Here is a 14927-nt window from a genome sequence, read left to right on the forward strand (position 1 = left end):
TGCTATTCAGGGGCATGAGTACGTCACTGGACGATCCGCCCGTCGGGGCCACCCTGGCCGCCATCCGCGCCGTCGCGCCCAAGCTCGCGCCGAGCGAGCGCCGAGTGGCGGACGTGTGCGTGGAGCGTCCCCGGGACGTGGCGTGGTGGTCGGCAGCCGACGTCGCGGAACACGCGGGGACGTCGAACGCCACCGTGGTCCGGGCGTGCCAGAACCTCGGATTCAAGGGATTCCAGCACCTGCGGATGCTGCTGCTGCGCGACCTCGGGGCAGCGAACACGCCCGCGGCGGATGCGGAGCCGGGCGCACAGGTCGGCGCCGGGCTGCTACGAGCCGTGTTCACCGAACTGGCCACCGACCTCGGCGGCGCACTCGCACCGCTCGACGAGGAGGCGTTCGACCGGGCGGTCCGCGCGCTGGCCGCGGCGGAGCGGGTCCTTGTTGTCGGGAACGGCGGCTCGGGCCCGTCCGCGGCGGCCGTCGCGGTCCGGTTCATGCTCAACGGACGGCCCGTAGAGGCGCCGAGTGACGCCGTGATCCAGCAGCTCACCGCGGGGCAGCTCACCTCGCGGGACGTGCTGCTCGCGGTCAGCGACAGCGGGCTCAACTCCGTCACCATCCGCCCCGTCGAGGCGGCGCGGACGGCGGGGGCCACGGTGATCGGGGTAACGAGCTACGCCAGGTCGACACTGGTGGAGTTGTCCGATATCGCGCTGGTCGTCGGGGGCGGAACCGGGCCGTGGGGCGGGCTCGGTGCGTCGGCGACGGTCGTGCAGGTCGCGTTCCTGATCGGACTGCAGATCGCAGTTTGCGAGGCGAGGGGCGGTTCGGCGGAGGCGGCGGCCGCGACATTCAAGCAGATTGTGCCGCTGATCAATCCGTGATCGGCCGGGACGTTGCGCCAAGCATCACCGATGCTTGGCGGTCCGTTCGGCCCGCGTTCACTTTAGCCTGGCTAACTTCCGCTGAAACCAAAATTCCCGATTCGACGTGATCGGGTAACAGCATTTCATCGGGAGAAGGCCATGGGCAGGATTCGAATCGAGAACCTGAGTCGCACATTCGGAGGCGTCACCGCCGTCGACAACATCGACCTCGACATCCGGGACGGCGACTTCCTGGTCCTACTCGGGCCGAGCGGCTGCGGGAAGACCACGCTGCTGCGCATGCTCGCGGGCCTGCTCGAACCCACCAGCGGCCGGATCCTCCTCGACGACGAGGACATCACGATCGCGCCGGCGCGGAGGCGGGACGTGGCGATGGTCTTCCAGAACTACGCCCTGTACCCCCATCTGAGCGTCGCGAAGAACCTCGCGTTCCCGCTGCGGGTGAAGAAGATGCGCAAGGCGGACGCCGCCGAACGCGTCGACGCCGTCGCGCAGCAACTCGACATCGCTCACCTCCTCGGCCGCAAGCCGAAGGAACTGTCCGGCGGACAGCGGCAGCGAGTGGCCGTCGGCCGCGCCATCGTCCGCAATCCCAAGGCGTTTCTCATGGACGAGCCGTTGTCGAACCTCGACGCCAAACTGCGGACCGCGACCCGCCGCGAACTGACCGAACTCCACCGGCGTCTCGGCGCGACCTTCGTGTACGTCACCCACGACCAGGTCGAGGCAATGACGATGGCGACGCGAATCGCGCTGCTGAACAACGGGGCCCTCGAACAACTCGGCACCCCGGAGGACGTCTACGACAGGCCCGCGTCGGTGTTCGTCGCCGGCTTCCTCGGCAGCCCGGCCATGAACCTGATCGACGCCCGGGTCCGCACCGTCGGCGGCAGCGTCGTGGCCGCCACAGACGGCGTCCATGCTTCGCTGTGGCCGGGACAGACCGAGGGCCGCGACATCGTCCTGGGGATCCGCCCCGAACACCTCCGGATCACAGAGCCTGGCGCCGACCTGCCGGTGCGACTGTCGGTGGACGTGACCTCCGTCGAGAACCTCGGCAGCGAGCAGGTCGCCTACTGCGAGGTGGGTGGGTCCACCGTCTGCGTGCGGGCACCGCGACCGATCGCGTTGCGCCCGCACCGGTCCGCCGTCCTCACCGCCGACGCTGCGCACCTGCACCTGTTCGACCGCGCGACCGGTCGCCGCCTGGAATGGGTGGATCTGCCCGAACACACCGACCTTCCGTCTCCGGTTCACCCCGCGGTGAACCGTTCCACCACCGAATCTTTCGCAACAGGAGCAGTGTGATGCGTAGAACGAAACTCTCGGCCGTCCTGGTGGCGGCCGTGGCCATGGCCACCCTGGCCGGTTGTGCCACCGGCGGGGCTGCCGCCGGGCCGGGGGGCAGCGATCAGCCGGTGCCCGAACTCGACCCGAACCAGCAGGTGGACATCGTCTTCGAGTCCTACAACCTGGCACAGGCAGGCCTGTGGTCCGACACCATCAACGGGCTGATCGCCGACTTCGAGTCCGAGCACCCGAACATCCACGTGAAGGGACAGCCGCCGCAGGGCGGCGGCGCCGTGGGTTCGGGCACGGCGAGCAGCGTCCAGACCCAGATGCTGGCCGGCTCGCCGCCCGACGTCGCCCAGCTGACCTTCGACACCCTCGACTTCGCCGTCAACCAGCTCGGTGCGAAGTCCCTCGACGCGGTGGCAGGCAAGGATGCCGTGCAGGCGAACTTCGCCGGCGCGCACCCGTTCCACCCGCGGGCGGCGACCCTCGGCGACTGGAACGGCGAAACGTACGGTATTCCGTACGTGTTCTCCACCCCCACTCTGTTCTACAACGCGACGGCGCTGGCAAAGGCGGGACTGCCCGCCGACGCCGACCTGTCCACCTGGCCGAAGGTGGCGGCCGCCGCCAAGGCCGTCACCGCCGCGACGGGCAAGCCCGCACTGTCGGTGTCGTGCTCGGTGAAGGGCGGCAACTGGTGCATGCAGGCCCTGTTCCGTTCGGCGGGCGGCGACGTGCTGTCGCCGGACCGCAAGACCATCGAATTCGGTGAACCCGAGGCAGTTTCGGCCGTGACCGCGCTGCGTCAGATGTACGACGACGGCGTGCTCGCCAACATCAGCTCGGCGACGCAAGCCGAAAGCTTCGCCAAGGGCGACGTCGCCATCCAGTTGCAGACGTCGGCCGTGCAGGGCATGTTCATGAAAGCGGCGACGACGGGCGGCTGGGAGTTGCGCGCAGCCCCGATGCCGGCGTTCGAGGGACGGCAGGCGGTGCCCACCAACTCCGGGTCGGCACTGTTCACCTTCTCCCAGGACCCGGTGAAGCAGCGGGCCTCGTGGGAGTTCATCAAATTCATGACCAGCGATCACGCCTACACCGAGATCTCCAGCAAGATCGGCTACCTGCCGCTGCGGACCTCGCTGACCCAGGACCCCGCCACCTTGAAATCGTGGGCCGACGGCAACCCGCTCCTCGCCCCCAACCTGAGCCAGCTCGACCGGCTCGAGCCGTGGAAGTCCTACCCCGGCAACAGCTACGTGCAGGCCGACGACATCCTCGCCCAGGCCATCGAGGACGCGGTCTTCTACGGCAAGGATCCCGCGCCCACCATGGCGGCCGCGCAGCAGCGCGTGCAGGAACTCATCCAGTAGTCACCTATCCCTCCGATCGAACGAGACGCGACCCATGACCAGTACTCTTCCGGCGCCCCGACACCATCGGCGCTTGAACCTGAACGGCACCTACAACTTTCGCGACCTCGGTGGGTTCGCCACTGCGGAGGGCGCGATCACCAGATGGAACAAGCTGTTCCGCTCGGACGCGCTGCACCGACTCGACCAGGACGCCCGCGACGCCCTCTGTGCGCGCGGCCTCGCCCTCGTGATCGACCTGCGCGAACAGCAGGAGTTGGACGAGAGTCCGAGCGCGCTCGACGGCGTCGGGCACCGCGTCCTGCACCTGCCCGTCTTCGACGGCGCACTCGACCCCGACCGCCCCAACCTGGACCTGGCGGTCGTGTACCGGGAGATGATCGGACGCCACGGCGGCCGGCTGACCCGTGCGGTCCGCGCGATCGCCACCTCGGGTGACGAGCCCACCGTGGTGCACTGCACCGCCGGCAAGGACCGCACCGGTCTGGTCGTCGCGCTGACCCTCGCCGCGGTCGGTGTCGACCAGCGGGACATCGTCGCGGACTACGCGATGACGGAGATCTTGCTGGCCGGGGACTGGACCGCCACGATGCTCGAGAAGATGCGCACCCGCGGTCTCCCCGACGGTACCGACCACCACATGATTAATGCCAGCCCGGCGGCACTCATGCAGGCGACGCTGGAGTCGATCACCGACTCGCACGGCGGCGTCCGCGAGTACCTGCTCGCCCACGGCATGACCGCGGCCGAACTCGACGACCTGCGCGCCGCGCTCGTCGCCTGACCCCCCACCTTCTTCGAGGAGTACCACCGTCATGTCCCAGTACGGCCCACCCGACCACTACATCCTGCATCTGAGCGACACCCACTTCGTCACCGACGGTGACCTGCTGCACGACTGCGTCGACAGCGACGCCAACCTCTCCCGGCTGTTCGAGCGGCTCGAGAAGACCGGCCAGCGCCCCGAGGCCATCGTGTTCACCGGCGACCTCGCCGACATGGGCGAGCCCGAGGCGTACGTACGGTTGCGCCGGATCGTCGAGCCCGCCGCCGAACGTCTCGGCGCGAAGGTGATCTGGGTGATGGGCAATCACGACGCCCGCCCGGCCTTCCGGAGCGGCCTGCTCGACTCCGAACCCACCCAGGACTCCGTCGACGCCGTCGTCGACGTCAACGGGCTGCGGATCATCGTTCTGGACAGCACGGTTCCGGGGTTCCATCACGGTCTGATCAGCGACGAGCAGCTCGCATGGCTCACCGAGGTGCTCGCGGAACCCGCGCCGCACGGCACCCTGCTCGCGTTGCACCACCCCCCGGTGCCGAGCCTGCTCGACGCCATCGAGCAGGTGGAGTTGCAGGATCAGCATCGACTCGAGACGGTGCTCGCAGGGACCGACGTCCGCGGCATCCTCGCCGGCCACCTGCACTATTCGACGACGTGCACGTTCGCCGGGATCCCTGTCTCGGTGGCGTCCGCGACCTGCTACACCCAGGACCTACTCGTCGACCAAGGCGGTCTCCGCGGTCAGGACGGCGCCCAGGGTTTCAACATGGTGCACGTCTACCGGGACCGCGTCCTGCACACCGTTGTTCCGCTGGAGGTGTCGCCGACCGTCTACGAGATGTCCGCCGAGGAGATGCGCGCGTCGATCGAGCAACTCACCACCGGCGCGGTGCGGTAGTCCGATGTTCGTCGAAGTCTCCGCCGTGGCCGCGCCGGTCACGCCGTCCGATACGGACCGCGCGGCCACCGTCCGCCCGTCCCGTACCGGCCGCGTGGTCCGCGGTCTCACCCCGTACCTGTACCTGCTGCCCGCCGTCGTGCTGCTGATCGTCTGGATCTACAAGCCGCTCGCCGAAACCTTCGGGCTCTCGTTCTACAAGTGGAACATGGTCCCCACCAGCCCGAAAACACCGGTGGGCCTGGACAACTACACGCGGGTGCTCGCGCTGCCCGAACTCCATCAGGCACTGCGCAACACCGTCGTGTACGTGCTCGCGTTCATGGTGTTCTCGTTGCTGCTCCCCGTGGTCGTGGCGCTGCTCTCGAACCGGGTGTCGGGGCGGGCGAAGACCGTGTACCAGGCGTTGATCTTCGTCCCGTTCCTGGTCACACCGGTTGCCGGGAGCGCGATCTGGCGCTGGCTGTTCAATCCCGACGGCGGCACGATTCCCCGGGTCGCAGCAACGCTGGGCTTCGAACTGGGGAACGTCTTCCGTGAACCCTCGCTGGCGCTGGCCGGTGTGGTGCTCATCGTCGGGTGGCAGATGCTCGGATTCGGTGTTCTCGTTGTCTCCGCCGGGCTGGCCGGCATCAGTCCCGACTACGCGTCGGCGGCCGCTCTCGACGGCGCCTCGCAGGCAACGATCACCCGCCGGATCATCCTTCCGCTGTTGTCGCCGACGTTGGTGTTCCTCGGACTGATGACGATCCTCCTCGGGGCGCAGTGGGCCTACCCGATCATCGACATCGTCACCCAGGGCGGACCCAGCGGCGCCTCCACGAACATCTACTACCTGCTCTACCAGTTCGGGTTCCAGAACTTCGACGCCGGACTGTCCGCCGCCGCGGGAACGCTGTTCTTCCTCGGCTTCGGGCTCATCGCGATCGTGTTCGTCCGCCTGTCGGACCGACTGAGTTTCTACGACAACTGAGATCGAGAACGAGGACCACTCATGACATTTGTACTCGTCGACGGGCCGGCCAACCCCGCGGTCGCCACGACCGCGGCACCCCCGGCTCGCGATCCCGGCGACGCTCCCGTCGCCACTCGCTCGCTGCCCCGGCTTGCGACCGGTCACGTGGTCCTCGCCGTGGTGACCCTCTTCAGCGTGTTCCCGGTGTACTGGATGTTCGCCACCGCGTTCCGCGCGCCGGAGGACGCGTTGTCCATCAATCCGGTTCCCTCGCCGTTCTCCCTCGCCAATGTCCGCTACGTGTGGGAAACCCTGCCGATGGTGTCGATGCTCGGCAACACGTTCGTCATGGCATTCGCGATGGCAACGAGCCAGTTGGTGGTCGCGATCCTCGCCGCCTACGCGTTCTCGCGGTGGACGTTCTTCGGCAAGCAGGTGCTGTTCCTGCTGTTCGTCGGATCGTGGCTGGTGCCGTTCCAGGTGACGATGATCCCAAACTACCTGCTGATCTCACAGATGGGTCTGCTCAACACCGTGGCGGGCATCGTGATCCCCAACCTGTGCTCGGCGTTCGGGGTCCTGCTGATGCGTCAGCACATGGAGGCGTTTCCGCGGGAACTGCTGGACGCCAGCCTCATCGACGGACAGAACTCGTGGGCCACCCTGTGGAAGGTGGTGCTGCCCAACATGAGACCGGCGCTCGCGGCACTGGGCATCATGCTGTTCATCTCCGCCTGGAACGAGTACCTGTGGCCCTCGCTGGTGATGCGGCAGTCCAATGCCGTGGTCCAGATCGGAATCCGCGGATTCCTCGGCGAGGAGGGCAACAACTGGGGCGCTGTCATGGCCGCGTCCGGCATGGCGTGCCTGCCCATCTTCTTCATCTACCTATTCCTGCAGCGCTACGTCCGCGACGCGTTCGTGCGCTCCGGCCTCAAATAGTCGTTCGTTTCACCATTCCCCCTTCGAAGGAGCTTTCCGTGAAGATCGTCCAGATCAGCGACACCCACCTGACCGCGCGCGGTGGCCGCACCCAGGAGAATTTCGACCGCGTCGTCGACTACGTCAACAACACGGTCAGGCCCGACCTCGTCGTGCACTCCGGCGACATCGTGATCATCCACCCCGACGACGACGCCGACCGTACCCACGCCCACACCTTGATGCAGAAGTTCACCGCCCCGGTCCTCGTCGTGCCGGGCAACCACGACATCGGCGAGCCCGGCGCGACCCCCTGGAAGGGCATCGGCGTCACCGACGAGCGAATCTCCGCGTTCGAGAAGGTGTGGGGCCCCGACCACTGGCGCCACGACACCGAAGGCTTCACCGTCCTCGGCCTCGACAGTGAACTCTTCGGCTCGGGACTGGACCGGGAGACCGAACAGTGGACGTGGATCGAAAACACGATCCGCGACATTCCGGCCACGCAGCGGGTGATCGTGTTCCTGCACAAGCCGATCTGGCAGGCGATCCCGGAGCCGAGCGAGCACGCCTTCGACATCGGTGACTCCCGCGCCCGCCTGCTGGAACTGCTCGAGACGGTGTCACTCGCCGCAGTCGGCAGCGGACACCTGCACTGCTACCGGCAGACCCGCCGCGGCGAGGCGATCGAGGTATGGGCACCGGCCACCGCCTTCGTCGCCGGCGAGGACGACACCTTCGCCGGCCCGCTCCACCAACTCGGCATCGTCGAGTACGACTGCACCGACGGCGCCGTCCGGGCCGGCTACCGGTCGGTGCCCGGCCTCGACGACGTCCACATCACCGCCGTTCCCGAAGTGGTCGAGGCGATCGAGGTGCTCGCGGACAGCCCCGTCGGCTGAGCCCCGGATCCACCACTCGCCGTCCCGCGGTGAAGCCGAACCGTCTCAGCTCGCTGCGTTCCAGGCGGCCGCCGCGGCGAGTAGGGCCCGCACCCCGGTGTCGAGGGTCGGGTCTATCACCGGGGCGAACTGCGGCGAGTGGTTGGTCGGCACTCCCTCGGGCAGTGCCACGGACGCCGTGGCGGTGAGGTCCAGGTGGGCGAACGCCGCGGGGTCGGCGCCCCCGAAATGCCAGAAGACGGAGGGACATCCGGCGGCCGTGGCGAACAGACCGAAGTCTTCGCTGCCGGCGAGTGGACGTGGCATCGGCAGTATCCGGTCCGAACCGAAGGCGCCGGCGAGTGCGGCGACGACCCGCTCGGTGGCAGCCTTGTCGTTGATCGTCAGCGGAAAGTCGTTGAGCGGGCTGAACTCCGGGTCCTTCGGCGCACCGGATGCGGCGGCCTCGGCGTTGACGACGCGGCGGATCGCGGGCAGTACCCGGTCCCGCACCTGCGGATCGAACGTGCGGACGTTGATCTTCAGTTCCGCCTCGTCGGGGATGATGTTTTCCTTGTGGCCGCTGTGGAACGAACCCACGGTGACTACTGCCGAATCACCCGCGGCCACCTCACGCGACACGACCGCCTGAAGCCGCCCCACCACGGCCGAGCCCATGACGATGGGATCGACGGTGTGCTCCGGCGCCGATCCGTGCCCGCCGCGCCCGAAGAGCCGGATCCGGAAACTGTCGGCGGCAGCCATCAATGTTCCGGGGCGGGTGACGATCGTGCCGGCGGGAACGGTCCGACGTGCTGGCCCAGGCATACATTCGGTCGGGGGAAGCGCTCGACGAAACCGTCGTCGACCATCGCCCGAGCTCCCTGCGCGGTCTCCTCGCCGGGCTGGAAGACCACCACGAGAGTGCCGCGCCACAGGGAGCGGTCCGCGGCGTACAGCGCGGCGGCGCCGAGAAGACAGGTGACGTGCACGTCGTGACCGCACGCATGCATGACCGGCACCGTCACCCCGTCGGGATCGATCCCGGTGTCGGTGGAGGCGTAGTCGAGTCCGGTGTCCTCGCGGACCGGCAGTCCGTCCATGTCGGCGCGCAGCAGCACCACGGGCCCGTCGCCGTTGTGGAGCACACCGACGACGCCGGTCCGGCCGACGCCCTCGGTGACCTCCCAGCCCTGCGCACGCAGCACCGCCGCGACGATGTCCGCGGTCCTGTTCTCCTGCATGGACAATTCGGGGTGTGCGTGCAGATCGCGGTAGAGGTCGGTGAGCGCGGGCAGCAATACCTCCAGCCCGGCCTTGGCGGGAGTGCCGGTGGGCAGAACGACGGTCTGGGAGAACTCGGTCATCGTGGGGTCCTTACATTGTCATGGCTGGGTGAGTTCGGGCGTTGTGGCTCGCGGGGCGCAATGGATGCACTGAAAGCGTTGGGACGCTGCGGTGTTCCGAACGCGAACGCGCCCGCGAGGACGGCACCGACGACGAGGAAGCCGAACGCGGCGGTGTAGGAATAGCGATCGACCAACGCGCCCATCACCATCGGGGTGATGAACCCCGCGGCCTGACCGCCGAAGTTGATCATCCCCGACCCGGTGCCGACGAGCCCGGCAGGCAGCGTGCGCATGGGTATCGCGAAGATCGGCATGTAGCACAGCGTGGCGGACGCGGTGGCCAGCGACAGAAGCGCGACGAATTCGGCCAGCGACGTCACCCGGTTCAGGAAGAGGATGCACACCGCGCAGACCGTCATCGCGGGGAGGACGATCACCCGATGCCGGCCGCCGAGACGATCGATGAGCTTGCCGCCGACGATGATCGCGACGCCACCGACCAGGGCCGGGATCGCGGACAGCAACCCGGAACCCGTGAGCGAGATGCCGCGTTCGGTCTGGAGATAGGACGGGATCCAGGAATTCAAGCCCCACACGATGATGCCGTAGCCGAAGAACATCAGGGTGAACCGCCACATGACCCCGGAAGCGAGAACGGTCCGCAATCCGCCCTGTCCGTCCGGTCGGACCTCGGTTTCGTCGGACTGCGACAACGTGGCGGGCAGCCACAGTTGGATCGCCGCCCAGACCAGTACCCCGAGTCCGGCGACCGCAAAGAACGACATCCGCCAGCCCCACACGGCGATGATCGGCGCCGCGATAAGTGGGGCTAGCACCGCGCCGAAGGCGTTGGAACTCTGCGCCCATCCGGTCGCCGTCATGCGCTGGCCCGGTGCGGTGCGCTCGGCGACCGCCTTCATGGCCGCCGCGGGATACACCCCCTGCCCCACCCCGAACACGAACCGGATCGCCAGCAGCACGGCGAACGCCCAGGCAGTGCCGGTCAAGGCGGTGAACAGCGACCAGATCAGCAGCGACCAGGAGACCACCCGTCGCGAACCGAACCGGTCGGCGAGCAGTCCGCCGGGGATCTGGCACAGCGCGTAGGAGAGGAAGAACGCGGAGATGACCATGCCCTGCTGGGTGTGGCCGAGACCGAACTCGGCACCGATCGAGGGCAGCGCGAGGTTGATCGCGAGGCGATCGATGTAGTCGACGACCCACGCGGCGAACAGAAGGATCACCGTGATCCGCGCTGCCCGGTCGAGTGGGGTCCGACCGGCGGTGGCGCGGTGTTCGTCTGCTGGATGTTTCACAGTTTCTCCCGGATGACAGGGTCGGCGGATCACCGACACACCAAGTCGACGCCTCGGCACAGGCTTCGCCGTGCCGGTTCTGACGATGCTGCGGACGGCGCCTCCGACACTGCCGCCGCGCACTGGGTGAAGACTAGGAACCATGAGGGTCGCGAGAACGAATACGCAGGATTCCGTCACCACACCGTCGGGCATGCCGGAAACCGACAGTCGACGCGGCGACGAGGCATCGTCGACGGGTGGGCGTCCACCGTTCGACGAGCTGGACCTGGCCCTGATCGACGCCCTCCAGACCAGTCCACGTGCGCCCTGGTCGCAGGTCGGCACCGCGCTGGGCATCGGGGCGACCACCGCGGCCCGCCGCTGGCACCGCCTGACGGAACTCGGGCTGTCCTGGGTCACCGCGTATCCGACGCCGTCGGACGATCACTGCGTCGCATACGTGGAAGTCCGCTGCAGTCCCGGCGCGATCGAGCCACTGATCGACCAGCTCGTCGCCGATCCGCGGGTGTTCAGCCTCGAGCAGGTGGCGGGTGACTTCGATCTGTTCCTCAGCGTCGTGACGCGCGGGCCTGCCGCGCTCGCGCGCTTCCTGAGCCACGACCTCGGCGCACACGACGGGGCGCTGTCGGTGAACACCCGGGTGTCGCTGCGCGGTTACCGGGAGGGCAGCAGTTGGCGCGTGCGCGCATTGGACAGGGACCAGCGCGCTCAACTGGGCACGCGTCCGGCGTGGACGCACCCGGATGCATCCTCGAGCCCGGACCTCGTCCTGCTCCGGGCACTCGGTGGTGACGGCCGCCGCAGTTACGCCGAACTCGCCGCCGCCACCGGCATCGCCGAGCCGACCGCGCGACGCCGGTTGCAGCGGATGATCCGCCAGGGCGAGATCCTCTTTCGTTGCGACTTCGCCCAGCAGCTTGCGGGTTGGCGACTCCTCGCCACCTACCGGATGAATGTGCCTGCCGATCGTCTCGACGGCGCCGCCCGCGAACTCTCCGCCCTCCCCGACGTGCGCCTGTGCGCCGCGGTGACCGGCAACTGCAACCTTCTCGTGTCGGTGTGGTCACGCTCGGCGGAGGAGACCGCCCGGCTCGAGGGTCATTTCGGTGAGCGGATCCCGGGCCTGAGCATCACCGCACGCACCGTGACCCTGCGCACCGTCAAACGCATGGGGCAGCTGCTCCACCCGGACGGCACCGCCGCCGAGCACATCCCGCTGGAGATGTAGGGACCGCGACAAAAGTGCTTGATCACCTCCGACTTTCGGCGACCATCGCCTCTCGCTCCGACCACGTTTGGGCGGCTGGTTCGCCGTATCGGGACCGGCTCCGGCGCAGAAAGCGATCGAGGTCGTCCGTGATCGCGGAGATCACCTGTGCCGCTGACGAGCCCGGGCGCTCGACTCGGTGCAGGACCGGCACGCCTGCCTCTCGGAGCCGGCGCGCGAAACGGAAGTCGAGATGGTCGCACCCACCGGTGGTCATGATCGTGGTGGGCAGGGACTCGAGGGGACCTGCGAGCGCCGGATCGGTGATCGGGGAGAGCAGGAACAGTGCCTGCACGGGAATCTCCTCGACGGCGCAGTCGAGTGCGGCCGCGACGGCGAGGGCAGCACCCGCGCCATCTGCGGCGAGCACCAGCTGCACGGGGTCGACGAGGAACTCGTGCGCGTGCGTCCGGATCCATTCCGCGGCCGCGACGACGTCCCCGGCCACGAGGCCCGGGTTGTCCTCGGACGATGAAAGATCGAGCTCGACCACGACACTCGACGTTCCCTCGGCGATCATCGCGGCGTGTTCCTGTTGTGAACCGCAGACGTGGAGAACTACGCCGCCACCGAAGGTTTCGGGTTCGGTAATGCGGGCACGGATGGGGCGATTCGGCCCTTCGATCGCGAATTCGGCCACCCGCAGAGTCGGACCCATGCCATCAGCGCTCTCGACTTCGGTGGCGTCGAGAGCCACAGTAGACGTCGGCATCACGCGGTCGAGGAAGTCGATGCTGCAGGCGACGACGTCGTCGATGGTGTCGGAGCCGACGAACACGTGACCACCGTCCACCACGAGGAGTTCGGTGTCGACTCCGTAGGTACGGAGAGCCGCGTGCAACTCGACACTGTCGGCGACCGACAGTTCGTCGTGCCGCCCGTGCGCGATGAACACCGGGCAGCGCGCGGCCGAGGTCCACGTGAGCGGTGACAGTTGCTCTGCTGACCAGCCGCTGCCGGAGATGATGTTGACCATGGGATTGGTGACATAGCCGGTAGTTTCGCCCGACCGGTCGTCTGCGAATCCGCTGTGCCCGACCATCCGGGAGGGTCCGTACCACTCGACGACGGCTGCGACGGAAGGAACGGTGCTCGAGCCGAGGAGGGTGGCGTCGTCACACCAGGTGGCCATCATCGCGAGGTGTGCCCCGGCGGATTCACCCCAGAGCGCGATGCGAGTCCGGTCGAGCCCGAAATGATCGGCGTGCAGGTGGAGCCAGTCGACGGCGTCGCGCACATCGAGCAGCGCGGCAGGGAACGCGGCCTCGAGGATGAGGCGGTAGTCGATCACGGCGACCGCGTATCCGGCTGCGGTGATGCTCTCGAGCACCCGGTGGTCGTCGATGTTGGGTGACTGCCGCCGGCGCGAGCCATGCACCCACCCGCCGCCGTGGATCCAGACGACGACGGGGGTCGGGCCGGTCTGCTCCGCGGGCAGACGCAGATCGAGGAACAGCGGCCGGTAGCCTTCGTGGACCGCGTACGCGAGGCCGTCGTAGACGAGTTCGCCGGTCTCGCTCCGTCGCGGCCGGGGCACCGGGTAGGCCTCGGAGCCCCAGGTGAGGGGGCCTGCAGTGGTATGGAGACGGCTCATCGTTCACCTGCTGTGACGTTGACGTGGTCGAGGGGGGCGTGTGCCTCCCGCAGAACCGGGGACTGCGCGCTGCCGAGGTCGTGCAGGGCGACGGACTTCGTCTCGCGGGCGGTGGCCGCGGATGCGGCCGAGACGAGGCAGCAGATCGCAGTGAAGATCGCGACGGGGATCCAACCCCACTGGCCCGAGCCCAGGATGGCGTAGCCGATGGCGGGTGCGAAGCCGGCGAGCAGAACACCGAACTGGGTGGACACTGCGACGCCGGAGAACCGGACCTTCGCCTCGAACATCTCGGTGTACAGCGCGGGCTGCAGCGCCCCGGCACCGGAGGCGCCGACATTCATGAGAAGTGCTGCGGCGAAGACGAACCAGATGTTGGCGGTGCTCAGGGCATAGAAATATCCGAAGATCATCACCGCCGCGACGAGCATCCCACCGACGAAGACGGGCTTACGTCCGATCCGGTCCGCCACCGTGGCCCATAGGGGAATCGTGACTACAGATACGACCGAGGTGACGACGGTGACGGTCAGCATGTCGCCGGCGGGAATCCCGACGGTCTTCGTCGCGTAGGCGAGACCGAACACCTGCATGACGGTGCCGATGACCGCGAGCAAGCTGCACAGCATGACGCGAATCATGCTGGCCCAGTGATTTTTCACGAGGGAGACGACGGGGAAGCGTGCGATGTCGCCGGATTCCTTCGAGGCGGTGAAGATCTCGGGCTCCGGCACATTGCGCCGAATCCAGACCGTGACGAGCACGAGCGCGGCACTCAAGAGGAACGGAACACGCCAGCCCCAACTGTAGAGCGCGTCGTCCGGCAGTGCGGCGATCGGGATGAACATGAGTGTTCCGAGCAGGATTCCCGTCTGGGTCCCCGCCATCGCCCAACTCGTGTAGAGCGCCCGCTTCTTTTCGGGAGCGTGCTCGAGGGTCATCGCGTTCGCACCGGCCTGCTCGCCGGCCGCCGACAACCCCTGGCAGATCCGGAGAAGAACGAGGGCGGCGGGGGCGAGCGCACCGATCCGGTCGTACCCGGGCAGGCAACCGATGAGGAACGTCGCCACGCCCATGAGCACGATGGTGAACATCAGCATCTTCTGGCGGCCCACGCGGTCACCGAAGTGCCCGAGGATGATCGACCCGACCGGCCGGGCAACGTAGCCGACACCGAACGTGGCCACCGAGGACAGCGTCCCGAGAACCGGATCGACGTCCGGGAAGAAGACCGTGCTGAACACCAGCGCCGAGGCCGTGCCGTAGATCATGAAGTCGTAGTACTCGACGGCGCTGCCTAGGAAGCTGGCCAGCGCCGCTCTTCTGGACGCGTCGGGCGTGGAGATGGTTGGGGACATCGTGGGCGTTCCTCGATTTCGGGCGAGAGTGTTCCGGGTCGCTCG

At 67.9% G+C, this 14927-nt stretch carries 12 protein-coding genes and 1 pseudogene; 9 read left to right on the top strand and 4 right to left on the bottom strand.

Annotated elements, in window-relative coordinates; all coding sequences use genetic code 11:
- Positions 1-14: 14 nt before the first annotated feature.
- From CA951_RS27665 to CA951_RS27700, 8 genes are all read left to right on the top strand, one after another.
- Entirely contained in the window at positions 15-884 is an 870-nt protein-coding gene (locus tag CA951_RS27665; RefSeq protein ID WP_087559878.1) for a MurR/RpiR family transcriptional regulator, read from the top strand.
- A gap of 141 nt (positions 885-1025) precedes the next feature.
- On the top strand, positions 1026-2195 hold the full coding sequence (locus CA951_RS27670) for an ABC transporter ATP-binding protein (protein ID WP_087559879.1): 1170 nt from the start codon (positions 1026-1028) through the stop codon (positions 2193-2195).
- Positions 2195-3556 carry an extracellular solute-binding protein gene (locus tag CA951_RS27675; RefSeq protein WP_087559880.1) on the top strand — a complete coding sequence of 454 codons (1362 nt, stop codon included), beginning with the start codon at positions 2195-2197 and terminating at the stop codon, positions 3554-3556. The genes CA951_RS27670 and CA951_RS27675 overlap by 1 nt, the downstream gene beginning before the upstream one ends.
- Positions 3557-3629: 73 nt before the next feature.
- A complete protein-coding gene (locus CA951_RS27680; protein WP_256974105.1) occupies positions 3630-4340 on the top strand; it encodes a tyrosine-protein phosphatase in 711 nt (236 codons plus the stop codon).
- 31 nt (positions 4341-4371) lie between these two features.
- Positions 4372-5238 carry a phosphodiesterase gene (locus CA951_RS27685; RefSeq protein ID WP_087559882.1) on the top strand — a complete coding sequence of 289 codons (867 nt, stop codon included), beginning with the start codon at positions 4372-4374 and terminating at the stop codon, positions 5236-5238.
- Between the two features lie 4 nt (positions 5239-5242).
- Entirely contained in the window at positions 5243-6211 is a 969-nt protein-coding gene (locus CA951_RS27690) for a carbohydrate ABC transporter permease (RefSeq protein ID WP_087559883.1), read from the top strand.
- Positions 6212-6232: 21 nt separating this feature from the next.
- A complete protein-coding gene (locus tag CA951_RS27695; RefSeq protein WP_087559884.1) occupies positions 6233-7135 on the top strand; it encodes a carbohydrate ABC transporter permease in 903 nt (300 codons plus the stop codon).
- 38 nt (positions 7136-7173) lie between these two features.
- On the top strand, positions 7174-8016 hold the full coding sequence (locus CA951_RS27700; RefSeq protein ID WP_087559885.1) for a metallophosphoesterase: 843 nt from the start codon (positions 7174-7176) through the stop codon (positions 8014-8016).
- A gap of 45 nt (positions 8017-8061) precedes the next feature.
- Here CA951_RS27700 and CA951_RS27705 read toward each other — a convergent pair.
- Together CA951_RS27705 and CA951_RS27710 are read right to left on the bottom strand one after the other, a co-directional pair.
- Positions 8062-9239 (bottom strand): annotated as a pseudogene (locus tag CA951_RS27705) (amidohydrolase).
- Positions 9240-9358: 119 nt separating this feature from the next.
- On the bottom strand, positions 9359-10660 hold the full coding sequence (locus tag CA951_RS27710) for an MFS transporter (RefSeq protein ID WP_087559886.1): 1302 nt from the start codon (positions 10658-10660) through the stop codon (positions 9359-9361).
- 142 nt (positions 10661-10802) lie between these two features.
- Between CA951_RS27710 and CA951_RS27715 the strand changes: the two genes are divergently transcribed.
- Positions 10803-11891, top strand: a complete 1089-nt coding sequence (locus CA951_RS27715; protein ID WP_218780520.1) for an Lrp/AsnC family transcriptional regulator — start codon at positions 10803-10805, stop codon at positions 11889-11891.
- A gap of 22 nt (positions 11892-11913) precedes the next feature.
- Here the strand turns inward: CA951_RS27715 and CA951_RS27720 are convergent, their stop codons facing one another.
- On the bottom strand, positions 11914-13524 hold the full coding sequence (locus CA951_RS27720) for an alpha/beta hydrolase (protein WP_087559888.1): 1611 nt from the start codon (positions 13522-13524) through the stop codon (positions 11914-11916).
- Positions 13521-14882, bottom strand: coding sequence for an MFS transporter (locus CA951_RS27725; RefSeq protein WP_087559889.1), 1362 nt, complete (start codon positions 14880-14882; stop codon positions 13521-13523). Before CA951_RS27725 ends, CA951_RS27720 begins: the two co-directional genes overlap by 4 nt.
- Positions 14883-14927: the final 45 nt, after the last annotated feature.

Source organism: Rhodococcus sp. NCIMB 12038 (assembly GCF_002165735.1).
In the GTDB taxonomy this organism is placed as follows: Bacteria; Actinomycetota; Actinomycetes; order Mycobacteriales; family Mycobacteriaceae; genus Rhodococcus_F.